Genomic DNA, 24,119 nt, shown 5'->3' with positions numbered 1-24,119 from the left:
TTGTTCTGTTCGTTCGTTCGGGGCGCGTGCGCAGGCCGCCGGGTACTCCCCTCCGCGAATGTCCCCCGGCCTTCGGCCTCCTCCTTTATTTCGCTGCGGGGAGCACCCGACGCCCTGTGCACAGGGCACGCTGCTGGTGTGCGGCCGATCAACAGGTGCTCTGAACGATCACGTCGATGCGGGGGCCTTTTTCGCGAAATAAAGGAGGAGGCCGAAGGCCGGGGGACATTCGCGAAAAAGGTCACCGCGTCGGCGTGAGCGCGTCCCGAACGAGGCCATGAACTCAGTCCAGCTGCGCCCCAGACTTCTTCACCACGTCCTTCCACTTGGCCGACTCGGCGCCAATGAACTGCCCGAGCTTCTGCGGCGACGTATCGGCGGGCACCTCGAGGCCCTGAGACGCGAACATCTGCTTCACCTTGGGCGAGTTGAGCACCTCGGCGAAGGCATGGTTGAGCTTGGTCACGCGGTCGGCGGGCGTGCCGGCCGGTGCGACGATGCCGAAGAACACGCTCACGTCGTAGCCCTTGTAGCCCTGCTCCGAAATCGTCGGCACGTCGGGCAGCGCCTGCGAACGCGCGACGGTGGCCACGCCCAGCGCGCGCAGCTTGCCGGCCTTGACGTAGGGCAGTGCGGTGAGGATGTCGGTGAAGGTCATGCTCACCTGGTTGCCCAGCAGGTCGTTGAGCGCGGGGCCCGTGCCCTTGTACGGAATGTGCTGCAGGTCGGTGCCCGCCACCGAGTTGAACAGCACGCCCGCGAGGTGCGACGACGCGCCGTTGCCCGACGAGGCATAGCTCAGCTTGCCGGGGTTGGCCTTGGCGTAGGCCACGAGCTCGGGCACGTTCTTCACCGGCAGCGCGGGGTTCACCACCAGGATGTTGGGCAGGTAGCCGACCTGGATCACCGGCGCGAAGCTTTTCACCGGGTCGTAGTTGATCTTGCGGTACAGGCTCGCGTTGATGGCCAGCGGGCCCGAGGTGCCGAACATCAGTGTGTGGCCGTCGGCCTCGGCGCGCGCCACGTACTCGGCGCCGATGTTACCGCCCGCGCCCGCACGGTTCTCCACGATCATGGGCTGGCCGAGCCGGTCCTTCATCCCGGCGGCGAGCGTGCGCGCCATCGCGTCGGTGGGGCCGCCCGGCGGGAAGGGGACGACCAGCATCAGCGGCTTGGTGGGAAAGGCATCGGCCGCGTGAACGACCGGCAGTGCCGTGATGAAAGTGGCGCAGGCGGCCAGCAGGAAGGTGAGGCGTTTCAAGGGATGTCTCCGATTCTTGTGAATTGACAAAGAGGCTCAGGCGAGCGCTTTCGCAGGGCGCACCGCGGCGGCGTTCCAGTCCGCGGGCATGGCATCGGGCGAGAGCGGGTCGCGCGGCAGCACGCGGTGCAGCAGCACCAGCTGGGCCCAGCGCAGGCGCGCAGCGGAGCCGCCGTGCGCAGCCTCCCAGGCCATCGCGATGGCGCTGGTGCAGTGGTAGAGCGCCGAGGCGGCCTGGCGCGCGAGCACGTCGCCGCCTTCGCGCGCGGCGGTTTCGGCCAGCGCGGCGGCGCGCTCCAGCGCATCGCGCAGCGCCTTGGCGAAGCCGGGGGCGAGCGCCGCGTCGTCGAGCAGCTTCTCGCAGTGCGAGCGCAGCACCGGCAGCGAGCCTTCGCGCTTCACCGCGCGGATCACGTCGAGCGCCACGATGTTGCTCGTGCCCTCCCAGATCGAGCCCAGGTGGGCGTCGCGCACGAGGCGCGCGTCGCTCCACTCCTCGATGTAGCCGCAGCCGCCGCGCACTTCCATCGCGTCGCCCGTGACCTTGCGCGCATCGCGGCAGGCGCGGAACTTGATGAGCGGCGTGAGAATGCGCAGCAGCGCATAGGCGTCGGGCTCGCCGGCATCGGAGCGGGCCAGCGCCAGGGCGGTCTGGCACACCATCGTGCGTGCCTGCTCGGCCGGCAGACGCAGCTTGTCGAGCTGGCGCTGCATCAGCGGCATCTGCTCGAGCGTGCGGCCGAAGGCGCGGCGTTCCGAGGCGATGAACTCGGCCTCGGCCACCGCGCGGCGCATCAGGCCGGCGGCCCGCACGCCGTTCGACAGGCGCGAGTTGTTGACCATGTCGGCCATCTGCACGAAGCCGCGGCCCGCTTCGCCCACGAGGTACGCGACCGCGCCTTCCAGGCGGATCTCGCCGCTGGCCATCGAGCGCGTGCCGAGCTTGTCCTTCAAACGGATGATGCGGTAGTGGTTGAGGCTGCCATCGTCGAGCCGGCGCGGCAGCAGGAACAGCGACACGCCCTTCATGCCCGCCGCGCCATCGTCGGCGCGTGCGAGCACCATCGCGAAGTCGGCGTCGGGGTTGGAGCAGAACCACTTGTCGCCGGTAAGGCGCCAGCTGCCATCGGCTTCGGCGTGCGCCATGGTGGCGGTGGCAGCGATGTCGGAGCCGGCGGCCTGCTCGGTCATGAACATCGCGCCCTGCGCGAGTTCGTCGAAGTCGAGCGAGGTCAGGCGCGGCAGGTACCTGGCGACCAGCGCGGGGCTGCCGAACTTCTTCAGCGTGCGCGTGAGCGAGTCGGTCATCGACACCGGGCAGCACAGGCCGAACTCGGCCTGCACGAACAGGTAGGTCAGCACGTATTTCACGAGCGGCGGCATCTTGCCCTTCCAGCCCAGCGTGTCGTCGCGGTGCGAGATGGCGGCCAGGCCGAACTCGGCGAGCGCGAGGCGCTCCATCTCCACGTACGCGGGGTGCTTGACGACCTTCTGCTCGTCGAGACCGGTGCGCGTGCGCTGCTTCAGCGTGGGCGGGTTGCGGTCGGCGGTGCCGGCCAGCTCGTCGAGCAGGCCGCCCGCGAGGCCGCCCAGGCGCTCGAAGTGCGGCTGCATATGTTGCCGCAGGTCGTCGGGCAGGTAGAGCGCGAGCAGGGCGTGCAGCTCGGCATCGGTGGTGAACAGGTTCTGGCCGTGGCGATCGGGAATCGGGTGGGCGTGCTCTGCGGACATGCGCTTTGTCTCCTTGGTTCGCCGCATTGTTGAAGCCGCGACGATCCGTGTCTAATATCAATTTGGTCTTGTTCGATTCGATCTGACTATCCATGGAACTGCGGCACCTGCGCTATTTCTCCGTGCTCGCCGAAGAGCTGCACTTCGGGCGCGCGGCGCGGCGCCTGTCGATCTCGCAGCCGCCGCTGTCGGTGGCGATCCGGCAGCTGGAGGACAACGTGGGCGCGCGGCTGTTCGAACGCAACAGCAAGGAAGTGCGGCTCACGCCTGCCGGCGAGGCGCTGCGCATCTCGGTGCGGCGCGTGCTGTTGCAGGCGGAAGAGGCCGCCATCGAGGCGCGCGATGTGGCGCTGGGCTCGGCGGGTCGGCTGCGCATCGGCTTCGTCGGCGCGATGCTGTACCGGGGCTTGCCGCAGGCGCTGCGTGCCTTTCAGGCGAAGCACCCGGCGGTGCGCATCACGCTGAGCGAACTCAACTCCGGCGTGCAGATTGCCGAGTTGCTGAACGCCCGGCTCGACCTCGGCTTTGCCCACACGCGCCGCGTGCCCCTCGAACTGCAGCACCGGCTGCTGCTGTCCGAGCCCTTCGTGGCCTGCCTGCCGGCCGGGCATGCGCTGGCCCGCAAGCGCGTGCTGGCGCCGGCCGACCTGCGAGAACAGCCCTTCGTGCTGTTCTCGCGCGAGGCCTCGCCCGACTACCACGAGCGCATCCTGTCGATCTGCGCTGACGCGGGCTTCCTGCCCGAGGTGCGGCACGAGGTGCGCCACTGGCTGGCCGTGGTCTCGCTGGTGTCGCAGGGCATGGGCGTGGCGCTGGTGCCGCAGGCGATGCGGCATTCGGCATTGCGCGGCGCGGTGTTCAGGCCGCTCGACCGGGTGGTGGCGCAGTCGGAGGCCTATGGCATCTGGCGAAGCGGACCGGCCAACGTGCTGGTCGAGCGGCTGCTGCAGGGCGTGGCCGACGTCCAACCGGCCGCCGCCGGGCCGCCCCAAGGCGGTCGGGCCTTCCCCAAGGGGGGTGGCGAATTACACGCAGCGAAGCGAATTGAAAAGCCGGGGGGCCGGCATTCCTAGGCGTAGAGCGGCTCTTCCGCCATCTGCTCGCACTGGTCTTCCAGCACGAGGATCTGCCCCTTCCAGTAGTCGCTGGAGCCGAACCACGGAAAGTTGATCGGAAAGATCGGGTCTTCCCAGCGCCGTGCCAGCCACGCGCTGTAGTGAATGAGCCGCAGCGTGCGCAGCGGCTCGATCAGCGCCAGCTCGCGCCGGTCGAATTCGCGGAACTGCTCGTAGCCGTCGAGCAGGCCCGACAGCTGCGAGGTGCGCTGTGCGCGGTCGCCCGACAGCAGCATCCACAGGTCCTGCACCGCGAAGCCGGTGCGCGCGTCGTCGAGGTCGACGAAGTGCGGGCCGCCGCCAGGGCGGTCGGTGGGCGTCCACAGGATGTTGCCGGGGTGCACGTCGCCGTGCAGGCGCAGCTTGCGGGGCTTGAAATCGGAGGCCGGCGGCTGCAGTGCGAGAGCGGTTGCGCGGACCATGTCCAGCGCCGCGTTGCAGGCCGTTTCCCAGTCGCGCTGCACGTCGAGCGGGATCTTGTCGTTCTCGAGCAGCCAGTCGCGCGAATCGAGGCCGAAGGTCTGCAGGTCCAGCGCCGGGCGGGCCTCGAAAGGCTTGGCGCTGCCCACGGTGTGGATGCGCGCGAGGAAGCGGCCGACCCATTCGAGTACTTCGAAGTCGTCGAGCTCGGGCGCGCGGCCGCCGCGGTAGGGGCTCACGCTGAACCCGAAGCCGGCGTGGTTGTGCAGGGTGCGGCCGTCGAATGCCAGCGGCGCCACCGCGGGCACTTCCGCCGCGGCCAGTTCGAGCGAGAAGCCGTGCTCCTCGAGGATCTCGGCCTCGCTCCAGCGGCCGGGGCGGTAGAACTTGACCACCACCGCCGAGCGATCCTCCAGGTAGACCTGGTAGACCCGGTTCTCATAGGAGTTCAGGCCGGTGAGCCGGCCGTCGCCGTGCAGGCCGAGGGTCGCGAGCGCGTCGAGCACCACGTCGGGCGTGAGGCTCTCGTAGGGATGGGTGTTGGCGGGCGCTGCGGGAGAAGGGGTCATGCAGCGATTGTCGCCACACGGGCCCCGGGGGGCGTTACAGCCCGCCCGGTTGCTTGTAAAGCGAAAGGATATGCCCGGTGCGCGGGTCGCCCTTGCCGGCCAGCACCTGCGCGTAGGCGGCCTGCACGGCTTCGCCGCCATGGTGGTGCTCGGCGTGCAGCCAGGGGTTGTTGACGTCGGTCACCGTGGCGAGGAAGTTGCGCCAGGCCGCCACCATGCGCCGGCCGAATTCGTCCGTGCCCCATTCGGCGGTGCGCTTCCTGATCTGCGCCGGTGCGAAGAACAGTGTGGCGCGCGGGCCCGACAGGGCCTTGCCCGCGCCCTTGGAGGCGAGTTGCTCCACGTGCGTGCCGCCGATCGAACAGCTGTACTTCAGATTCGTGAAGCGCTCGTGGATGGCGTTGCGCAGCCCGCCGTTGCCGGCGAAGTCGACGTACACGCAAGGCGTGTCCGCCGCGATGCCGTCGAGCGCGTCGTAGGTCACCACGCGGTGGTAGCAGCCCAGGCTTTCGCAGAAAGCGACGTTGGCTGGCGAGGTCAGGCCGATCACCTCGATGCCCTTGCGCGGGTGCAGCTGAAAGGCCGTGCCGTAGGCCGTCTTGCTCGATGCGCTCGACAGCAGCATGGTGCTCGCGCCGAAGAAGTCGTTGTCGGCCATGAAGTCGTCGATGAGCCACGAGGTGATGAACAGCGGGCGCAGCAGCGCCTGCAGGTCTTCGGTCTCGGTGGTGTAGAGCGGGTCGGCGTTGCAGCGGAAGTACTGGTTGTAGACCGCGGGCAGCTCGGCGCGGTGCGCGGCGGCGTCGGTGAAGCGCGCGACCGACAGCCGGTCGGGGCTCAGCACCGCGCTCGAGGCCATCGGCCAGTAGCCGTAGAGCCGCTCGCCCACCGCCACGCCGGGGTGCAGCGACTGCACCACGCTCGCAAAGCCCCACACCGGAATGCTGCCCCAGCCTTCTTCCTCGGACGGAAAGAACTGCCAGTAGCTCATCGCCTCGCCGAAGGCGGCGTAGGTGATGTTGTTGGAAGTGAGCGCAAAGCTGTCGATGCGCACGCGCACCTGGCCGTCGGTGAGCGGCTCGTCGCTGGCGGTGTGCAGGCGCGTGGTGGCGAGCTGGTCTTTGCGGATGAGAAGGCTGGTGGTGCTCATGAGCGAGGCTCCGGGCGGTTGGTATGCGGCTACGTTAGCCAGCCTCGATGAAAGGCGCCACCGCGCGGCGCGTTTGCGCGTCACCCGTGAGACATCGGCGGGCATAAAAAAAGCGACCCGGCTTGTGGCCAGGTCGCTTCTTCGCGTGTGCAACAAGCGGTCAGGCGATCGTCAATTCGACGTCGATGTTGCCGCGCGTTGCGTTCGAATACGGGCACACCTGGTGAGCGGCGTCGACCAGCTTCTGCTTGGCGTCGGTGTCCAGGCCGGGCAGCGTGATCGCCAGCTTCACGGCGATGCCGTAGGCGGCGCCGCCGTTGGTCGGGCCGAGCGAAACGCTGGAGTCGATGGCGACGTCCTCGGGCACCTTCACGCCGATCTTCGGGCCCACGGCCTTCATCGCGCCGATGAAGCAGGCGGCGTAGCCGACCGCGAACAGCTGCTCGGGGTTGGTGCCGGGCTTGCCGGAACCGGGCGAGCTCAGCTTGACGTCGATGGCGCCGTCGCTGGACTTGCCTGCGCCGTCACGGCCGCCGACCGTGTGGGCTTCTGCGGTGTAGAGCACTTTGTCGAGCTTGGTGGTCATGGTGATTCCTTTGGTGATGATGGAGGAGGGTGGTGAAAAGCTTCGTTCTTTCCCGAGGGGGCGATCGAAGCGGGAGAAAAAGTTGCGCTGCGTCAGGCCGCTTTCCTGATGCGGTCGCGCAGGGCCTGGATCTGCTGGGTGAGCGAAATCAGCTCGGGCACCGAGCACTGGGCCGCCGCCATCAGGCACTCGGGCACGCCGGCCGCGCGGCCCTTGAGCTTGCGGCCGGCGGATGTCAGCGTGATGTGCACGCGGCGCTCGTCGGCCACGTCGCGCACGCGGGCCACATAGCCGTTGGCCTCGAGGCGCTTGAGCAGCGGCGTGAGCGTGCCGGAGTCCAGAGACAGGCGATCCCCGAGCGCGGAGACCGTGGGGCCGTCCTGCTCCCACAGGGCGAGCATCACGAGGTACTGGGGGTAGGTGAGCTGCAGCTTTGCCAGCACCGGCTTGTAGAGCCGCGTCATGGCCAGCGAAGCGGAATACACGGCGAAACACAGCTGGTTGTCCAGCTTGAGCATTTCGTCGGCGGGGGCTGGGGTGGAGCGCATGGGTCGAATTGTAGCGAGCAATTGAATTGTGTGCAATGTAAAGACAAGGTAAACAGCGTGCCACACTTAAGGCTTTGGTTTCGCTCCCGCTTTCCGTTCCGCCCAGCACCCCGCCCGATTCCGTATGCGCCCCTCTCCGATTCCTTCGGCAGGAATCGAAAACTGGGCCGTAGGGCGCATGAGTCCTGAGTTTCTTTATTCTGAATTCCGAAGATACCGACAAAACTACCGGCAAATTGTTTGGTGTCGTGCTTGCGCGACGGCAGGGTAGTCCGCGAGCGGCTGGACCTCATCGCGAAGGTCGGGGTTCGTCCGAGATCTCATTTTCTCGACGGCAACGCGCGTCAGCTCTTCGCAGTTCTGCCGGCCCTCGGGCCAACCCCTCAAGCGTGGGTTCGCTGATTCCCCAACGATTTATCACCAATCGGATTCCATAGCGTTCATGCCATCGCTGACCCACAGCGCGCTCGATACAGAACTGCGTCTTGAGATATCTGGACGCCATAATCTGGTCGATACCCGCCGCTTGGCAAGCAGATGCCGCCAGCGTGAACGCAACAAATGCCGCCGACCGGCCGCCACTCAGGTGCATTGCTACCCGCCGGCTGCGATGAGGTAGCGGAGTGTGAGCCCTGCTGCTTCGCGAGGCAACTTGAATACTTCGCCGTACAGCGCCATTGCTAGTTCGCATGTATAGCGTTTGCTCTCTAGCGTGATCTGCGGTTTGCCCATGGCCTCCATGTCTGCCACGTAGCGTGGGTTTGAGGCTTGAAGGGACATCACCGCAGGCTCGAAGGCCTCCATAAACTGGGCCTCAGTCGGGACAGGCCGTGCTTCAACGACGGCAGCACGAAAGACTTCTGCCAGCGCGTCGCCGTCTCGCTGTGAAAGATCCTTGGGCAGCATTCCGATCAGATCGGAGTGACCTACGGTGCCATCGGGCATAAGGAAACGGTAGCAGGAGTCGTCGCCACGATCACGCAGCACCTTGATCTCTTCCATCATCACGCGCATGTACGCGATGGCGGCAGCATCGCTGGTCGTTGGAATACGTTTGAGAATCAGCGCCTGAACGTTTGCGGCCATCTCATCTGAGACTTTACTCATGTTCTCGCCCGCCTTGAGGCGAATCCGTGCAGCGTCAAGAATGCGGTTGTACGTTACGGGCTCGTATGCCTTCATGGCAACCCACGCAGGCGACTTCGACAGCTCACTGTCAATCCCGTATGCGTTGTAGTGAGCGTGCAGGATTGGCGTCACGTACTCGCGAGAGAGGCCGAAAAGCATCGCGAATACGGCGAGGGAAACCAGCCGTCCCACCCCTTCGCTGCTTTTCTTGCCAAGTATCAGCGTCGCGATCAGTGCACCAACGGCACCGCACACCGCACCCACCACCATGCCGATCCAGTTCATACCTTCTCTCCTCGGTTGGGGACGAGTGTAGAGGGCGCGGGAAAGCTCGATCAACAAGCGCAGTGGTGCACTTTCCCTTGTTCAAGGCGAACGAAGCTGTGCGGCTTCCTACCCGCCCAATCCGTCTCGTTGCGCTTGCAGCATCGCATTCATCGCCTTTGCGACCTTGCGCATTTCGAACCAATGGCCGCCTGCGTAGGCGTTACGCGACAGGAATGTTCGTCAGCTGGACCATTGGGACCAGTCCGGACGCTGAGCAGCCTCAGGATGTCTTCCCCCCGGTCGGAGAATTCTTGAAACGCTGGAGCGATCTCGTTCAGATAGCCCTCAAGAAAACGAGCGCGTGGAGGTACTCGCGTTTGCTCGGACAGCGGAGCAAGATCTTCACTAAGTGGCCCTTCAGCGAGTCCAAGCACGTAGTAGCTCATCGTGCGATGGTATCGCGCTGCCCCAAACTTCCGGCGTACGGCTTACGCCCATGACCGCCACCGTCAAGACGACATTACCAGACGCATACGACGGGTCTCCCATATCTATGGGAGGACGGAAATCCTGGTGGCGCGCACATTCATCGCGGCGTGACGGGATCTTCTTCACGCGTCCATTCACTCCTTCTGGAGGATCTTCGCGATGAGAATTCCCTTTCTTGCTCTGGCACTGTCTGCGTCGCCGGTTCGTCGTTCGCTCAGCTCAAAATGTCGGACCTTGCGTACAAGCCCAATGCCGACAGCAAACCAGCGCAACAACCCGCACAGGTGAATCGATCCGGCCTCTCGACAACGACAACGCACAGTGGCAGCGCGCAGCATTCAACCTCCACGACCCAAGTGAACACGTATCAGAATGGCAATTTCAGCGCCGGGCCTATGGCGACCGCGAATACCACTAATGGGAAGCCACGGACCGATGGTTCCGGTGGTTTCGATACGGACCCGAGCACCAGAAAGAGTCGACAGACCACAGGCGTAGGCGTCGGTGGGACCATTTCCAAGTGATTCGTCTTTTAGCTGCTCAAGGCCCATTAATCAAGCTGGATCACCGCGAGGTTGATCGGATGGAGTACTCCATGCGTTAAGCCACGTCGAAACATCTGGCCGACCTCCGTTTGCCTAAAAGCCGAGCCGGGACACATGGCCTTCATAACTTCGAGAACTGGATCATCTGATGGCGCTCTTTAGTGAGTCCAAAATTCGCGCTCGCGCGGATCGCAGTACAACCACGAGGACCACCGACTCCGTTCTCAATGAAAAATTCCAGGTAACGAGTCAAGTAACCCAGTTCGACATCTTTCTATCGCATAGTTTTTCAGACAAGAAATTAATTCTTGGCATCTGGCTTTCCCTCGAGGACCTTGGCTACAAGGTGTACGTTGACTGGATCAATGACAGGGAGCTCAGTCGCTCGAGCGTGACCAAAGAAACTGCACGCGTGCTGCGGGCAAGAATGCTTTCCTGCAAAAGTCTTTTCTATGCGACGACAACAAGCAGCAGCAGTTCGAAGTGGATGCCTTGGGAGCTCGGCTTCAAAGATGGTCACAACCGGAAGGCGGCGATCTTGCCAGTCACGGGCGGATACGGCGAAGCTTATGCCGGACAAGAGTATCTAGGCATATATCCGTACGTGACAGAGGGCGCGACGCAAGGTCAGCCCAACATCAACAGACTCTGGATTCACACCTCCGCCTCCTGTTACGTCCTTTTTGATTCCTGGCTTACCGGCACAGACCCCTACGAGCGCTAGTTCCACTGACCGCAGTAGACGTACGAATAGCAGAACGAAATAGGAGATTCCGATGGCGCTTTACGAGCTTGCAGTGTTTGGTGCACTGACAGATGAGCAGATCGAGGTCTTCAAGAAGTGTCTACTGGACGCGGCAGAACAGTTCAAACTCAACATCGGGGACGACATCAGCTTGGCGATATGCCCTGCTGAGTTTCGGCCCAGCAATCGCGTCGCCGCGGCCGCGGTCTTCATGGGCGGCAAGGGCACCGCCACTCTCAATGTTGGGGCGATGCTTGATCTCAATACGGTACCGATGCTGCCTGTCGCCTCCTCATCGGCAGAAGGGACGATCAATGCAGAGATCCCTGGGGAACTTCGAAAACTGAACTGCATGTTTGGGGACAGGGATTCAATGCAAAGAATCTTTTCGGCCATGCTTGAATGTGTTGGTCTCCTCCCTCGCCAACGCCGGGTATTCCTAAGCTATCGCCGGAACGAAGCAACTGCGGCAGCCGTGCAGCTCTTTGCGGAACTCTCGGCCCGGCAGTACGAAGTCTTTCTTGACACACATGGAATCGGTCCAGGCGTCGATTTTCAGGAAGCGCTTTGGCATCAGCTTTGCGACGTCGACGTACTGGTCATGCTGGAAACTCCCGGATATTTTGACAGCCGCTGGACCAGTGCCGAGTACGCGCGCGCACTGTCCAAAAGCATTGGCGTTTTGCAGGTGCAATGGCCGGACTCAACGCCATCGATTCATACTGAAACTGCAAGCCGTGTCGAACTGATCAAGGAAGAGTTGGATCAATTGGGACGCTTAGCTGAAACGGCATTGGAGCGCATTTGCAGCCAGCTTGAGAGCGTTCGAAGCCTCAGCCACGCGACCCGGCAGCTCAGCATGGTTACCGCGGTACAAGATGCGATAGAGATCGTGAAAGGCCGGGTTGATGGGATCGGCTTGAATCGGGCCATGTACCTGACCCTGATGTCCGGTAAAAGCCTGATGGTGCAGCCGACCATCGGGGTGCCTACAGCAATCACACTCCAGCAGGCGCTCGAACGTGCCGGCACGCAGGAGTGCGCAATGGTTTACGACCATTTTGGTATGAAGCGCAGCTGGCAGTCGCATCTCGACTGGCTGGCCTCGAAAGTCCCCGGCACCAAGTGGATAAAGCGAACGGATGCACCGTGGGAATTTGGTGGCTGGGGTGCCCAATGATCGGCCGCATTTTTCTTTCAGCGAGCGTGCCACGGCCTGACGGCGGGAACTTCCAAGAAAGTGCCAACCCTTTCCTGATCCAGTTTGCCGTTCGTGAGCTCTTGACAGTGTGTCTTGGCCGCCGACAGATCGTTTGGGGCGGCCATCCTGCAATAACACCGATGGTGTGGGCCGTCTGCGAGGATCTGGGCGTCGATTACTCGAAGTACGTGGCGCTGTATCAGAGCCGACTCTTTGAAGACGTTTTCCCGGAGGAGAACAAGAGATTCGCCAACGTTGTCCATGTCGAACCCATTGGACAAGATCCGAGTGCAAGTCTTGAGGCAATGCGCACGCAGATGCTCAGCGGGTCATTCGATGCAGCAGTTTTCATCGGCGGCATGCAGGGGGTTCTTGACGAGCACTCGATGTTCAGCCGTCTTCACCCGCATGCGACCGTGGTTGCAGTCTGTTCACCTGGTGGCGCTGCGAAGCAGCTCGCGGATCAGCTAGGGCAGACCGATGATCGCATCGACTTTGCCCGGATGTTCACTCAGAAGCTGGGCATTGCCATCACCGAACCTCGGGACCGAAAGGCTTAGCATCGTTCGGCGCGTGACAATTTCTGATCGTCTGTCGAACCGCAAGGTTCTGTTCAAAAAAAACCGCAACGAGGAGTTAGAGATGGCAAGAAAAGTCTTTTTCAGTTTCGAGTACAGCGACGTGACACGTGCGATGGTGGTTCGCAATAGCGCGATTACCAAGGACGAGGAAGCAAGGGGTTTTATCGATAAGGCGGAATTCGAGAAGATCGAGAAACAAGGCAAGCAGGCCATCAAGAACTGGATCGATGCCCAGCTTTCAGGAACAACAGTCACGGTGATTCTCGTGGGCGCCAACACATGCTCCAGCGAGTGGGTTCAGTACGAGATCGACGAGAGCATCAAGCGTGGGAATGGTTTGCTGGGAATCAACATCAGCGGGATCAAGAACCTCCTCGGATTCACAACCACTTGCTGCGGAAAGATTCCCGCTGGCTATCCGTTCTATGCGTGGGTAAAAGATGTTGGCTACAACAACCTCGGAACCTGGGTTGAGGCTGCAGCGAAAGCGGCGGGAAAATAGGCACGAACCGGCCAGCGAAAATCGAACCAAGGCGCCTGACGCCGAGGTCTCGACGCTCGGACCCTGCACGCGGCTCGATTACGAACTCGAGGTCGGCATCTTCATCTCGCGCCCCAACATCGTCGGCGACTGCATTCCGATGAGCGCAGCCGAGGATCACGTGTTCGGTGTCGAGCTCTTCAACGATTGGAGTGCGCGCCACGTTTAGGCCTGGGAGTACCGGTCGCTGGGGCCTGTCCGCGCCGAAGTAGAACTGAGCCACCGCGCCGCTTGAATCGTGAGCCAGGGGTGGAAGCCGACGCAGCAATGGTCGACTGTGGATAAGTGTATGGCGTTGCTTGTTCTTTGATCTCCTTTTTGGTTCTGTGATCGAACTCATAGGGCGCGCAGGGCGAAGCCCGTAGCGCCCTGTCTGGGTCAGGAGCGTCAGTCGGTGGGGTTGTTTGAATCGCTCTTGCTGCTGCCCTTGCGGGCCTGTTCCCTGGCCTTGATGCGCTTCTTGGCAGTTGCGCTGCTGTGCAGGAAGCGATGGCTCTCGTTGCCCGTCTCCACGATGTGGCAGTGGTGCGTCAGGCGGTCGAGCAAAGCGGTCGTCATTTTTGCGTCCCCGAACACTGTCGACCACTCAGCGAAGTCCAGATTGGTGGTGATCACCACGCTGGTGTGCTCGTAGAGCTTGGACAGCAGATGGAACAGCAGCGCGCCGCCGGCCTGGCTGAACGGCAGGTAGCCCAACTCGTCCAGGATCACCAGGTCCATGCGCAGCAGACCGCTGGCGATCCGCCCGGCTTTGCCCTGGGCTTTCTCCTGCTCCAGCGCATTGACCAGATCCACCGTGGAGTAGAACCGCACGCGCTTGCCTTGGCGCACGATGCCCGACACCCCGAGGGCCGTGGCCAGATGGGTCTTGCCTGTGCCCGGTCCGCCGACCAGCACGGCGTTGTGCGCGGCCTCGGTGAACTCCAGCGTCGCGAGCTGCTGGATCAGCTTCTGGTCCACCGGCGAGGCATCGAAGTCGAAGCCCGCCAGATCCCGGTGCACCGGGAAGCGTGCCGAGGTCATCTGGTACTGGACCGAGCGCATCGCCCGGTCCGTCGACTCGGCTTGCAGCAGATGCTCGACCAGCCAGCGCGAGGCCTCCAGACCCGAGGCCGGCCCTTGCTCCTGCAGATCGCACCAGGCACTGGCCATGCCGTGCAGGCGCAACGCCTTGAGCTCAACGGTCACGTCACGCATGGCCCACCTCCTGATCACGCAGGCTGTCGTAGCGCGCCGTGTTGGCCAGCGGCGGTGTGGCGACCTGCAGCGCCGTCTCGGCGCTTGGCGGCGTTGCCGGCGCGTTGAGCCGGCCGAGCACGTTGACGACATGCTCCACGCTGACGCGCCCGGACGGCGGTCCGTTCTCCATCGCCAGTTCGACCGCCACGATCACCGCATCCAGACCGGCCGTGGGCACGATGGCCAGCACCTGGGCCATCACGCGGTCCCCGCCGGTCTGGCGCAGCAGGCCACGGCGCAGGCGCTGCAGCGCCTCGGGCATGTCGGCGAAGGGGGCGCCGTTCCTCAACGCGCCAGGCTTGCGCTGCACCAGGGGGATGTAGTGCTGCCAGTCGTAGCGCGTACCGCCCGAATCGCTCATCCGCTCGTGGCGCGAGACGACTGCATCGTCGGCGACGACCACCACGCTGCCGGGGTACAGCCGCGTGCTGACCATCTGCCCGGCCAGCTCGCACGGCACCGAGTAGCGATTGCGCGCCACCGACACCAGGCAGGTACTCGACACCCGTGCGGGCTTCTCCACGTAGCCATCGAAGGGCGCGGGCATGGGCATCAGGTGGGGCCGCTCGTGCTCGAGCATCTCGGCCACGCTGAACTGGCCGTGCTCGGGATGCCGGACCTCGTCCCACAGGGCTCGGCAGCGCTCGCCCAGCCAGGCGTTGAGTTCGACGAAGGAGCCGAAGCGGCGTCGGGCCGCCTCGATCCAGATGCGCCGACGACTGTCCTGCACGTTCTTCTCCACGCGCCCCTTCTCCCAGCCTGAAGCCACGTTGCAGAAGTCGGGGTCGTACAGGTAGTGGGCGCACATCACCGCGAAGCGCGCGTTGACGGTGCGGCCCTTGCCCTTGTGGACCTTGTCGACGGCGGTGCGCATGTTGTCGTAGATCCCGCGACGCGCCACGCCGCCCAGCGCCGCGAACGATCTGGTGTGGGCGTCGAACAGCATCTCGTGACCCTGACTCGGGTAGGCGACCAGCCAGAAGGCGCGGCTCGCGCACAGCTTCAGGTGCGCAACCTGCACGCGGTAGTAGATGCCGCCGACGACCAGGCCTTCTTCGCTCCAATCGAACTGGAAGGCCTCCCCGAGCTCGAAGTTCAAGGGAACGTAGGCCGTGACGTTGACCGATTGCCCTTCGCCCTGGCGCCAGGCCCGAACGAAGTCGGTGACGGCCGAGTAGCCGCCGCCGTAGCCCGCGGCCTTGATCTCGGCGTGCAGCGCGCGGGCCGTGCGCCGCTCGTGCTTGGGCCGCCTGGCATCGGCCGTCAATGCCTGCCTCAGTGCCGCCTCGAACGCGCTGAGCTTGTTCGGGCGCGGCTCACGCCGGTACTTCGGCGTCTCATTGATCGGTGCGCGCAGCCACTTGGAGACCGTGTTGCGCGACAGCCCCGTCATGCGCGCGATCTCACGCTCCGACAGCTTGTCCCTCACGTGCAGCCGTCGGATCCTGCCAATCATGTCCATGGTGATCACTCCTCGAACCCCGCTGCTTAAATAAACAGCAGGGTAGGTTGAACACCTGGCTCACTTTTACTTCGGCACTACCCGCAAAACTGGCTCAGTTTCCGGTCGGCGCCAACACTGGTGGCGGCCAACGACTACCGCCAGACAGCTAGCAGCATCATGTCTGCCGGACAAGCAGGGCCGTTGGTGGGCGGCGACGTCAACATTCTTGCGAAGAATGTCGTCATCAACGAGGCCTACAACACCACGCAATCGGTCACGCTAGACAAGAGCTCCAGCACGATCGTGGGCGGTAGCGCCAGCTTCGCCGGCATCAGCACCGACACGCTCAAGGGCGCTTCCAGCACGATCAAGGCCATGGGCGACACGGGCGACGGCCGCATGCAGGCCCTGGGAGCCGTCAATCTGGCCATGAGCGGCAAACAGGCCTACGACGCTGCCCAGGCCATTGGTGGCACAGGCCAGCTCAGCTACGGCGTGAGTGTCAATGTCAGCCGCAACACCAGCCAGAGCACCAGCTTCACCAACAGCAGCGAAGCTGTGGGATCCAGCGTGGTGGGAGCGAACAACGTCAATATCGTGGCTACAGGCGGCGGCAAGGGATCGAACATCAGTGCCATCGGCTCCACCATCGCAGCGGGCAACACCGTCAATTTGGTGGCGGACAACGATGTGACGCTGCAGGCCAGTCGCAACACCAGTGTGACGGCCGGACAGAACTCCAGCCATGGCGCCAATGTGGGGGTCACCTTCGGCGCAGGCGCGCAGAACGGCTTCAGCATCCAACTCGGCGTGAACAACGGACAAGGCAAAAACGACCAGAACGATGTCAGCTACAACACGACCCAAGTGAGCGGTGGCAAGGCTGTCAACATCAGTTCGGGCGGTGATCTGAACATGCGCGGGGCCACCGTCGAGGCCAATCGCGTCACGGCGGACGTGGGCGGCAACTTGAATATCGAGAGCCTGCAGGACGTGAGCGTGGGGCAGTCGCGTCAAAGCAGTTCGGGCTTCGGTTTGAGCTTGTGTATTCCACCGATCTGCTACGGCGTGGTAGCCACGGCCAGCGCCAGTGCGGCTGGCGCCAAGGCCGACGGCATCTTCGTGAGTCCGGCTGTGCAGTCTGGTATCAAGGCCGGAGATGGTGGCTTCGACGTGAAGGTGGCGGGCAACACGGATTTGAAGGGCGCGGTGATCGAGAGCACGCAGGCAGCAATCGACGCGGGCAAGAACAGCTTCAGCACAGGCGGCACGCTGACGATGGCGGACCTGCAGAACGTCAGTCAGTCGAGCGGCAGCAGCTACGCGGTCAGCGGTAGCGTGGGCATTGGCTACACCACTGCGCCGGCCGCAGCCACAGACACGGCTCCGGCCAGAGATATGACTGCTTCGTGGGCCGGACCGAACAACAGGCCTGGTGGCAGTGCTGGCGTTGGCAGCTATTCGGGAAATAACCAGACCAGCGTCACGCGATCCGGCATCTCGGGTATTGCGGGGGATCAGAGCGTCAGGACGGGCGACACCAGCAGTGCGGGCAAGTTAATCAAGGACTGGAACACCCAGACCATCGTCAAAGACGTTCAAGCACAGGCGCAAATCACACAGCAGTTCAATCAGAACGCGGCGAGGGAGATTGGCACCTATGCAGGCAACCAGGCCGCCCAGCTTCGTACCCAAGCCAAGGTGGAGACCGACCCTGCCAAGCAGCAAGCGCTTCTAAACGAAGCCAGCCAATGGGACGAGGGTGGCTCCTATCGAGTGGCGTTACACACGGCCGCAGGCGCGCTGGGAGGCGGTATCGGCGGCGCATTGGGGGCAGGCGCCAGCGCAGCGCTGATGCCACGGATCGGGCAGGCCATCGCGGACATGGACTTGCCAGCACCGGTTGCGCAGGCATTGGGGGCCATCAGCGCGGCGGCGATCGGGGGCATGACTGGAGGAACTGCCGGTGCAGCGAGCGCCTATAGCGTCGATATCAACAATCGGCAACTGCACCCTGCGGAAACCAAGCTGATCAAAGACCATGCCAAGGAATATGCGGCCCAAAAGGGCATCAGCGTGGCCGATGCTGAGAAAGAGCTGGCAGCTCAAGCGTTCAGACAGGTTCAATTCGGTGCGTCTGGTGCCTGGGACCCGGACGCCAGCAAGTTCTTGATGACTATTGCCAAGTACTACAGCCAAGGTCAGAACCTGCCAATTGACCCGGCATTTCCGCAAGCTGGCCTTGGGTACTACTTCCAGGCACCTGCTGCACAAAAAGCCAATGCGGCGATCTATCTGAATGAGGTAATTCGCAGCCCTCAAGCTTTGCAGTTTTATCGCGACAACAACATTCAGCAGCCAACCATTGCCCAGATCGCTGCGGCTGCGAGCAAGAACCAAGGCTCTATAAATGAGATTACGCAACTAACGATTCAGGCCGCGACACTCGCGGGAGGGCTTGCCTTGGCGCCTGCCCTGAGTGGCCTTGCCGCCGAGGGTTATGCGTTCGCGCAAAACCCGGTCGCGTACTGCACACTCAATCCAACAGGCTGTATTGTGGCGGCTGACCTTGCGGCAACAACCGTCACTGGCGTGCCAACGAGTGGCGTAGCGATTCCAGGCCAAGTAGGCAAAGCCGTAGGAAAAGTGGCTGAAGCAGAGTTGAACTCTGTCAAGGCAGCCGAAAGGGTAAGCGTTGGAAGCCTGGCAGAGACGGGAGCTGTCAACTTAGCTTTGGAAAACAAAGCTAATGGGGAGTTGCTTAACACGATCAATAACTTAGGATCCAAATCCTCAGCGCGTGGATCCTCTGTGATGGTTGGTGCTTATGATTCAACAACCGGACTCACATCGGTTGGAGCTAGCGGTGCACTCAAGGCGGAAGATTTGAGTCCCGTTATGGTGAAATTTGTAGAAGACAAGTTGGGTGTCCCGATTGGGCAGGCGACCAGCTTTTGTTCGAATCTTGCGGGATTTTGTGCCGAAGTTAAAGCGGCTGATAAATTGGTTCGACAGGGTGCCGACCCCGCCAACATCAAATTTACAAATCCAGTTCGTCCGGGAATGGTCTATGGGAACACTTCAATTCCAGAAAATGCATTCGTGCCAACCTGCGCAAATTGCTCTACCACTTGGCCAAATGGGTATAAAAAATGACTAATGAAAAATTAAATCCCAATTGGGTGCCTCAAGGCGCAGACTGTTTTACATGGATTGCCATGGATTGCTCGGGGAAGTTGGCGGTGATGAGTAATAACGGCTTCGGAGATTTGCCCGAGAGCCTGCTTGCTCGAAATGATTCGGAGGAGTTGCTAAATGATTTCTCGGATTTTTTGTTTGAAGAGTCCAAAAAATACCCGAGCAGCCTCCAAAAAAATGGGTTGGTGAGTTTGCATTTTTATTCCTCTTGGATCTATCGCTCAAAAAATGGCAAGAATGAAGTTCTTCTTGATATTTTAAATGATTGGAGGAGCAAGGGGAATCTTGCGAACGCAAACTTGAGCATCAACAAAGGGATGTTTGTTTTTGAGGCGTTGGATCATGGAAATATACCTGGCGAATTTCCGGTTGGTTATTCTCGAAAATGCGAAAACGGTGACTATTACAAGCACTTGTCGCCAACAATTTTGGCTTGCATCGAAGATATTCCGCTTCCACTGAGAGAGATTGTTGTGAAATCGGATTCACTTGATTTTTCGCGGGTCGATTTGATTGCGAGTGGCGATATTCGGAAATTGTTTGGGTGAATGATTTCAAATTGATTTGACTGGTTCGAGTTCGGGCTGATTGTGATTTTGATGAGGGTAAATGTGACATATAGCCGTATTCTTTTTGGTGCCCTCTCTGTGGCGACTCTTTCGTCGTGCGCGTATCACGAAATCAACCCCGAGGCGGCGCTGGCTGATATTCGCGCCAACAACGGCTACAACGAGTTGTCCGATGTCGAGTCCGGCACCGCCAAGCTCATCCTGCGGGCCGCAGGCTCAGGCTATCCGGCCAACTTCTCGATTAGCACCTCTTCGCAAGCCTGCAGGGACTTCACGTCCCTGGGCAACGCGGCTTACGCCGGCCGCGGCATCGTGTACCCCTGGATTGCCAATGCAGTGCAGCGTGGCCGTCGGACGGAGCCTTACCTTGTTCATGAGGCCAAGCCGGGAGAGCCGATCCAGGTGCGCGGCTATGGCTCTTGGGCCGATGGAACGGGCTCCGGCTATCGCACCGGCCATTGCGGCCCCGTCACGGTGCAGTTCACGCCGCAGGACGCTCACGCCTACACCATCGAGTTCGTGTGGGGCAGCAATCCGGCCTGCAGCTTGAACGTCATGGATGCCACCAACCGTGATGCCCCGGTATCCGTTCCGGTGCAAATCGTCGCGGATTGCCCTGCACCCGTTCGTTGAAGGCGGGTCTGGCCGATACAGGCTTCGGCCTAGGACAAGAAAGAGAAGAGGGAGTCTGATTTGAAACGCAACTTGTTGGCGGTCGCCATGGCTGCCTGCCCACTGCTGGCGCTTAGTCAGCAATCGCCGACCACGCCTCAGCCCTTCGTCGAGCAGCAGCGCCAGCAAGAGCGCGAGCGCGCCCTGCGTGCGCAGAACGAGCGCACCGTTGACCAACGGCCGCAGGCTGCGCCACCGGCTCCGGCTCAAGGCATCCCAGAGTCCGAGTCCCCATGCTTTCGCATCGACCGCATACTGCTGGTCGGTGAGCAGTCCGAGTCCTTCCAGTGGGCCGTCGCCGATCTGTCCGGTCCGGAGGGCAACGATTCACCCGCTGGCCGCTGCCTCGGCACGACCGGCGTCAATGTGGTCTTGGCACGAACCCAGCAGGCCGTCATTGCGCGCGGCTACGTCACCACCCGTGTGCTTGCTGCGCCGCAGGACCTCTCCACCGGCACGTTGACCCTCTCGCTGGTGCCCGGCCGCATCGCAGCCATTCGGACAACGCCCGATTCTTCGTCCACGCTGTTCGGCAACTCCGCTTTGCTGGCCACGGCCATTCCCGCGCGCCCCGGCGACCTCCTGAACCTGCGCGACATCGAGCAGGGCCTGGAGAACCTCAAGCGCGCCCCCACGGCCGAAGCCGACATCCAGATCGAGCCCTCGACCGCGCCCAGCGCTAAGCCCGGCGACAGCGACCTCGTCGTCAAGTACGTCCAATCCAAGAAGTGGCGTATTGCACTGAGCCTCGACGACAGCGGCACCGAAGCCACAGGCCGCTATCAGTCCGGCACAACCCTGTCCCTGGACAACCCCTTCCGCCTGAACGATCTGTTCTACGTCAGCGCCAACCACAACATCAACAACCACGTCTTCAGCGACCCGGCCAAGGGCACCGAAGGCCAGACCGTCCACTACTCGCTGCCTTACGGCTACTGGCTCCTGGGCTTCACCGCCTCCAACAGCCAGTACCACCAGAGCGTGGCCGGCCTGAACCAGGACTACGTCTACGCCGGCAAGTCCAACAACGCCGAGGTCAAGCTCTCGCGCTTGCTCTACCGCGACCAGAGCCGCAAGACCACGGCGGCTATCAAGGGCTGGCGCCGCGAGTCGCGCAATTTCGTGGACGATACCGAGGCCGAGGTGCAGCACCGCGTGGTCGGCGGGTGGGAGCTCAGCCTGAACCACAAGGAGTTCATCGGCGAAGCGACGCTCGAAGGCACGCTGGCCTACAAGCGCGGCACCGGTGGCTTCGGTTCACGCGTTGCGCCGGAAGAAGAGTTCGGCGAGGGCACTTCGCGCCTGAAGCTCTATACGGCCGACATCACTCTCAATGCACCGTTCAAGCTCGGCGAGCAGAAGATGCGCTACTCCGGCCTGATCCGCGCCCAGTGGAACCGCACACCGCTGACGCCGCAAGACCGCTTTGCCATCGGCGGGCGCTACACGGTGCGCGGCTTCGATGGCGAGACGAGCCTGCTGGGTGAGCGTGGCTGGCTCATCCGCAACGACATCGGGTGGGCCATGGGGCAGAGCGGGGCGGAGCTGTATGCAGGCATGGACTACGGCCACGTGGGCGGACGGTCGACTGTCGACCTTCTTGGCCGCAGCCTTGCCGGTGCAGTCATTGGCGTGCGCGGCCAATGGAGCAAGCTGAGCTACGACTTCTTCGTCGGTGCGCCCATCAGCAAGCCCGAGGGCTATCGCACTGCAAAGGTAACGCTCGGCTTCAATCTCAACGCGAGCTTCTGACACGCCGCCGCTCGCTGCGTCCTTGAGAGTTCTTGCATGATCAAGACAAGGGCCCATCGCTACGTCCGTTCGTTCGCCAGACCGTCCTTGCTCGTGACGTTCTGCGCGGCGATGGTTGGTTGCGCTTCGGTCCCCAAAGAACCCAAGACCGTTGTCGAGGCCTACCGCCGCTTCTTGTTGGACACAGAAACGCCATTTCCAAAACGAGCCCAGAAGCATCTGGGACTCAAGGCTGAAGTCGATCCCGAAACGCTGGAGGTAGGCCGCTTCATTCGGCTGGGGCCGGAGCCCGGAAATGCTGTTTACGCCACGGTCACGCTCTCGAGAATCGGCCAGAAGTTGAACTTGGGGAGGATGACCACCCGATTTGACTCGTCCATTGCATGCATCAGGCGCAGCGATCTGGCTGTGCTTGGCATGGCCTTTTCAGGTCCGCCCATCGTCGTCCACGAGATGCGAAGTGCCCACTTCGGCATTGTCAGGTTTGTCCCGACTCCGGAGCGAATCCATTTCTCGACGCCGCGCGGCGACATCGACATTCTTCTCCAGACGTTTGATCGCGATTGTGTCGCGACGGTGGAGCATGAAATTGAGATGGTGCCCTCGAGATGAATTCGCGCTGCGCCAAGTACCGAGAGGTTCGCTGGTTCGATCTGGGAGCGAGATCGCTTGTGTTGGGGGCAATCTTCTTTTCCAGCGCAGCCAACGCACAAGAACTGCCGTGCAACATTCATGACTTTCGGATTGAGAGCGCAACGATCAAGGTGTTCTTTTCCGAGAAAGCAAGCTGGCGCGTCGGATCGCGCGGCGATCGAATGATTGCAGGTACAAAGAGCCTGTACTTCGATGAGATGCAGCAAGACGATGTGGTCGTCGAAGAGGAGGGACTGAYGCTCAGCGATGGGGTGTCCGTGAATCTCTCGATCCCGCACTTTGTCTGCACGTTGGCTGCCGTGCTGGAGCAGCCGACGCCCGGGTTGAGTGTGAGCGTATCCGTAAATTTGCTTGGAATACCGGCAACGACGAATTCGGTTTTTCTGCCTGCACATCGTCGTTGAGCATTTTCATGTCCGAACTGATTCGCAAGCCGGTCCAAGTGTATGGCTTCACCGAGTACCAGTACCAACTGGCTTGTCTATGTGAAGCGCTGTGGTGTTGAATGCAACCGCCGCTGTCCCTCAAGCATTGGAGCAGGCGAGCATGTCCCCATCTCCTAGAGGAGGTTCCAATGCCCGTATCGCACAAGGCGCCATCGGCGTCAGGCGACCACGACTATTACCATGCGCCGGCGATGTATGGCATCGTGCGCATGCCCAGCAAATGGCGAGTCACCTTGTCGCGAGGAGGGCAGAAGTTACTGAGAGATTTCGCCTTCAGCAGGTATAGCGGCGAGTCCGCTGCACTGGCGTGCGCACAAGCCTATCGGGACGAGGTCGTGCGCCAACATCCGCCGATGGAGCGACGCGAACTGGCGCGGAAACTGCTCCCGAGCAACAAGAGCGGGGTTGCCGGCGTGACCTTCCGCTTGAACGCCAGAGGCGAGATCATGAGCTGGCACGCGATCACCCGCGTGAGCGTGGATCGCGTGTTGACCAAGTCCTTCGGCGTGGGGCGCTATGGCGCAGCCCAAGCGGAGCGTCTGGCGATCGCGGAGCGCGAGAAGCAGTCGAGGCAGATGAACGGGCTCAGGAAGGTTCATCCCGCGGAGCAAAGCGTGAGAGCGACGGCACAGAAGGCGCCGGATGCCCCCAAAGCCATGGCACGCCGTTCGAGGCGAACGCTGCCCGAGCCGATTGCGGTCGTCGAGATCTTGAGAAAAAACAACAGCTCCGACATTCCTGGAGTCTCTTGCATCAGGAATGCCGATGGTTCGCCCCGTTACTGGCTCGCCAAGACAGGTGTAATCGGCAGGAGAAGCATCTCCCAATCGTTCTCCGTGAAGGCGCACGGCAACGAGAAGGCCCGTTTGCTGGCAATCGCCGCGCGCAAAGAGCAACTGCGACTCAAAGAAGCCTCACAGGCTCCGATCAAGAAATCCGGCTGAGGTGAACAGGGCACTACATGCCGTTGAAAGAAGGTCTCGCGGTCTTCGAAAAAGTCGGCTCGGCGTGCCGTGCTGACAGCGGAACACCACTTCAGCTCGTCAGCATCCCGATGAGTCCTTTTTCGCCCGCTGCGTTTAACTGCCTTCCGCCAGCGAAGAGTCGTAATAGTCCGACGAAGGCCGTCCTTGCCTGATGCTCAGGCTGCAGCAAGCATCTGACCTCAATCGCAGACCCGCTTGGAGGTGTGCGCTAAAGGAGATGGTGCACACCATGAAGAGTGAGCAAGCCTCGAAGGCCGGCCGACGACATCGGCCGACGACATC

General features: G+C 62.2%; 22 protein-coding genes. 13 read left to right on the top strand and 9 right to left on the bottom strand.

The window, feature by feature from the left end:
- Nucleotides 1-283: 283 nt before the first annotated feature.
- Together AC1DFC_RS27245 and AC1DFC_RS27240 are read right to left on the bottom strand one after the other, a co-directional pair.
- Nucleotides 284-1,261 carry a Bug family tripartite tricarboxylate transporter substrate binding protein gene (locus tag AC1DFC_RS27245; protein ID WP_413315233.1) on the bottom strand — a complete coding sequence of 326 codons (978 nt, stop codon included), beginning with the start codon at nt 1,259-1,261 and terminating at the stop codon, nt 284-286.
- A gap of 36 nt (nt 1,262-1,297) precedes the next feature.
- Nucleotides 1,298-2,992: an acyl-CoA dehydrogenase family protein gene (locus AC1DFC_RS27240; RefSeq protein ID WP_478180375.1), complete on the bottom strand. Its 1,695-nt coding sequence runs from the start codon at nt 2,990-2,992 to the stop codon at nt 1,298-1,300.
- A 92-nt stretch (nt 2,993-3,084) separates the two neighbouring features.
- Between AC1DFC_RS27240 and AC1DFC_RS27235 the strand changes: the two genes are divergently transcribed.
- Complete coding sequence (locus tag AC1DFC_RS27235; RefSeq protein WP_478180374.1) at nt 3,085-4,065, top strand: LysR family transcriptional regulator; 981 nt, start codon at nt 3,085-3,087, stop codon at nt 4,063-4,065.
- Here the strand turns inward: AC1DFC_RS27235 and AC1DFC_RS27230 are convergent.
- From AC1DFC_RS27230 to AC1DFC_RS27210, 5 genes are all read right to left on the bottom strand, one after another.
- Nucleotides 4,062-5,096, bottom strand: coding sequence for a serine/threonine protein kinase (locus AC1DFC_RS27230; protein WP_007838336.1), 1,035 nt, complete (start codon nt 5,094-5,096; stop codon nt 4,062-4,064). The two genes, AC1DFC_RS27235 and AC1DFC_RS27230, sit on opposite strands and share 4 nt — an antisense overlap.
- A 34-nt stretch (nt 5,097-5,130) precedes the next feature.
- Complete coding sequence (locus tag AC1DFC_RS27225; protein ID WP_478180373.1) at nt 5,131-6,246, bottom strand: DUF2855 family protein; 1,116 nt, start codon at nt 6,244-6,246, stop codon at nt 5,131-5,133.
- Between the two features lie 160 nt (nt 6,247-6,406).
- On the bottom strand, nt 6,407-6,832 hold the full coding sequence (locus AC1DFC_RS27220) for an organic hydroperoxide resistance protein (RefSeq protein ID WP_007838334.1): 426 nt from the start codon (nt 6,830-6,832) through the stop codon (nt 6,407-6,409).
- 92 nt (nt 6,833-6,924) lie between these two features.
- Nucleotides 6,925-7,380: a MarR family winged helix-turn-helix transcriptional regulator gene (locus AC1DFC_RS27215; RefSeq protein ID WP_007838332.1), complete on the bottom strand. Its 456-nt coding sequence runs from the start codon at nt 7,378-7,380 to the stop codon at nt 6,925-6,927.
- A gap of 594 nt (nt 7,381-7,974) precedes the next feature.
- Entirely contained in the window at nt 7,975-8,793 is an 819-nt protein-coding gene (locus tag AC1DFC_RS27210; RefSeq protein ID WP_478180372.1) for a hypothetical protein, read from the bottom strand.
- 1,164 nt (nt 8,794-9,957) lie between these two features.
- Here AC1DFC_RS27210 and AC1DFC_RS27205 point away from each other — a divergent pair.
- The 5 genes from AC1DFC_RS27205 to AC1DFC_RS27185 are packed head-to-tail and all read left to right on the top strand — an operon-like array spanning nt 9,958 to nt 13,046.
- Complete coding sequence (locus AC1DFC_RS27205) at nt 9,958-10,533, top strand: toll-Interleukin receptor (protein ID WP_478180371.1); 576 nt, start codon at nt 9,958-9,960, stop codon at nt 10,531-10,533.
- Nucleotides 10,534-10,585: 52 nt separating this feature from the next.
- Nucleotides 10,586-11,734, top strand: coding sequence for a toll/interleukin-1 receptor domain-containing protein (locus tag AC1DFC_RS27200; protein ID WP_478180370.1), 1,149 nt, complete (start codon nt 10,586-10,588; stop codon nt 11,732-11,734).
- The gene (locus tag AC1DFC_RS27195; protein ID WP_478180369.1) at nt 11,731-12,315 is read left to right on the top strand and encodes an SLOG domain-containing protein; all 585 of its coding nucleotides are present in this window, start codon (nt 11,731-11,733) and stop codon (nt 12,313-12,315) included. Before AC1DFC_RS27200 ends, AC1DFC_RS27195 begins: the two co-directional genes overlap by 4 nt.
- A gap of 13 nt (nt 12,316-12,328) precedes the next feature.
- Nucleotides 12,329-12,838: a TIR domain-containing protein gene (locus AC1DFC_RS27190; protein ID WP_478180368.1), complete on the top strand. Its 510-nt coding sequence runs from the start codon at nt 12,329-12,331 to the stop codon at nt 12,836-12,838.
- On the top strand, nt 12,807-13,046 hold the full coding sequence (locus tag AC1DFC_RS27185; RefSeq protein ID WP_478180367.1) for a fumarylacetoacetate hydrolase family protein: 240 nt from the start codon (nt 12,807-12,809) through the stop codon (nt 13,044-13,046). The genes AC1DFC_RS27190 and AC1DFC_RS27185 overlap by 32 nt, the downstream gene beginning before the upstream one ends.
- Before the next feature lie 218 nt (nt 13,047-13,264).
- Here AC1DFC_RS27185 and istB read toward each other — a convergent pair whose 3' ends face one another.
- Together istB and istA are read right to left on the bottom strand one after the other, a co-directional pair.
- Nucleotides 13,265-14,074: an IS21-like element helper ATPase IstB gene (istB, locus tag AC1DFC_RS27180; RefSeq protein ID WP_413336344.1), complete on the bottom strand. Its 810-nt coding sequence runs from the start codon at nt 14,072-14,074 to the stop codon at nt 13,265-13,267.
- Entirely contained in the window at nt 14,067-15,578 is a 1,512-nt protein-coding gene (istA, locus tag AC1DFC_RS27175; RefSeq protein ID WP_413336346.1) for an IS21-like element ISVapa2 family transposase, read from the bottom strand. Before istA ends, istB begins: the two co-directional genes overlap by 8 nt.
- A gap of 120 nt (nt 15,579-15,698) precedes the next feature.
- Between istA and AC1DFC_RS27170 the strand changes: the two genes are divergently transcribed.
- The 7 genes from AC1DFC_RS27170 (at nt 15,699) to AC1DFC_RS27140 (ending at nt 23,795) form a co-directional block, all read left to right on the top strand.
- On the top strand, nt 15,699-18,716 hold the full coding sequence (locus AC1DFC_RS27170) for a hemagglutinin repeat-containing protein (protein WP_478180366.1): 3,018 nt from the start codon (nt 15,699-15,701) through the stop codon (nt 18,714-18,716).
- A complete protein-coding gene (locus AC1DFC_RS27165) occupies nt 18,713-19,306 on the top strand; it encodes a hypothetical protein (RefSeq protein WP_478180365.1) in 594 nt (197 codons plus the stop codon). The genes AC1DFC_RS27170 and AC1DFC_RS27165 overlap by 4 nt, the downstream gene beginning before the upstream one ends.
- Before the next feature lie 63 nt (nt 19,307-19,369).
- Nucleotides 19,370-19,960, top strand: coding sequence for a hypothetical protein (locus AC1DFC_RS27160; protein ID WP_042673771.1), 591 nt, complete (start codon nt 19,370-19,372; stop codon nt 19,958-19,960).
- 87 nt (nt 19,961-20,047) lie between these two features.
- On the top strand, nt 20,048-21,751 hold the full coding sequence (locus AC1DFC_RS27155; RefSeq protein ID WP_478180387.1) for a ShlB/FhaC/HecB family hemolysin secretion/activation protein: 1,704 nt from the start codon (nt 20,048-20,050) through the stop codon (nt 21,749-21,751).
- Between the two features lie 36 nt (nt 21,752-21,787).
- Entirely contained in the window at nt 21,788-22,363 is a 576-nt protein-coding gene (locus AC1DFC_RS27150) for a hypothetical protein (protein WP_478180364.1), read from the top strand.
- The gene (locus AC1DFC_RS27145; protein WP_478180363.1) at nt 22,360-22,809 is read left to right on the top strand and encodes a hypothetical protein; all 450 of its coding nucleotides are present in this window, start codon (nt 22,360-22,362) and stop codon (nt 22,807-22,809) included. The genes AC1DFC_RS27150 and AC1DFC_RS27145 overlap by 4 nt, the downstream gene beginning before the upstream one ends.
- A gap of 170 nt (nt 22,810-22,979) precedes the next feature.
- Entirely contained in the window at nt 22,980-23,795 is an 816-nt protein-coding gene (locus AC1DFC_RS27140; protein ID WP_478180362.1) for an AP2 domain-containing protein, read from the top strand.
- Nucleotides 23,796-24,119: the final 324 nt, after the last annotated feature.

Source organism: Variovorax sp. 10L421 (genome assembly GCF_056395365.1).
This window is presented reverse-complemented; position numbering and strand designations above follow the sequence as displayed.

Coding starts and splice junctions, on each gene's coding strand:
- AC1DFC_RS27240 (WP_478180375.1), bottom strand. CDS start 2,992: ATGTCCGCAGAGCACGCCCACCCGATTCCCGATCGCCACGGCCAGAAC.
- AC1DFC_RS27235 (WP_478180374.1), top strand. CDS start 3,085: ATGGAACTGCGGCACCTGCGCTATTTCTCCGTGCTCGCCGAAGAGCTG.
- AC1DFC_RS27230 (WP_007838336.1), bottom strand. CDS start 5,096: ATGACCCCTTCTCCCGCAGCGCCCGCCAACACCCATCCCTACGAGAGC.
- AC1DFC_RS27225 (WP_478180373.1), bottom strand. CDS start 6,246: ATGAGCACCACCAGCCTTCTCATCCGCAAAGACCAGCTCGCCACCACG.
- AC1DFC_RS27220 (WP_007838334.1), bottom strand. CDS start 6,832: ATGACCACCAAGCTCGACAAAGTGCTCTACACCGCAGAAGCCCACACG.
- AC1DFC_RS27215 (WP_007838332.1), bottom strand. CDS start 7,380: ATGCGCTCCACCCCAGCCCCCGCCGACGAAATGCTCAAGCTGGACAAC.
- AC1DFC_RS27210 (WP_478180372.1), bottom strand. CDS start 8,793: ATGAACTGGATCGGCATGGTGGTGGGTGCGGTGTGCGGTGCCGTTGGT.
- AC1DFC_RS27205 (WP_478180371.1), top strand. CDS start 9,958: ATGGCGCTCTTTAGTGAGTCCAAAATTCGCGCTCGCGCGGATCGCAGT.
- AC1DFC_RS27200 (WP_478180370.1), top strand. CDS start 10,586: ATGGCGCTTTACGAGCTTGCAGTGTTTGGTGCACTGACAGATGAGCAG.
- AC1DFC_RS27195 (WP_478180369.1), top strand. CDS start 11,731: ATGATCGGCCGCATTTTTCTTTCAGCGAGCGTGCCACGGCCTGACGGC.
- istB (WP_413336344.1), bottom strand. CDS start 14,074: ATGCGTGACGTGACCGTTGAGCTCAAGGCGTTGCGCCTGCACGGCATG.
- istA (WP_413336346.1), bottom strand. CDS start 15,578: ATGGACATGATTGGCAGGATCCGACGGCTGCACGTGAGGGACAAGCTG.
- AC1DFC_RS27165 (WP_478180365.1), top strand. CDS start 18,713: ATGACTAATGAAAAATTAAATCCCAATTGGGTGCCTCAAGGCGCAGAC.
- AC1DFC_RS27155 (WP_478180387.1), top strand. CDS start 20,048: ATGGCTGCCTGCCCACTGCTGGCGCTTAGTCAGCAATCGCCGACCACG.
- AC1DFC_RS27150 (WP_478180364.1), top strand. CDS start 21,788: ATGATCAAGACAAGGGCCCATCGCTACGTCCGTTCGTTCGCCAGACCG.
- AC1DFC_RS27140 (WP_478180362.1), top strand. CDS start 22,980: ATGCCCGTATCGCACAAGGCGCCATCGGCGTCAGGCGACCACGACTAT.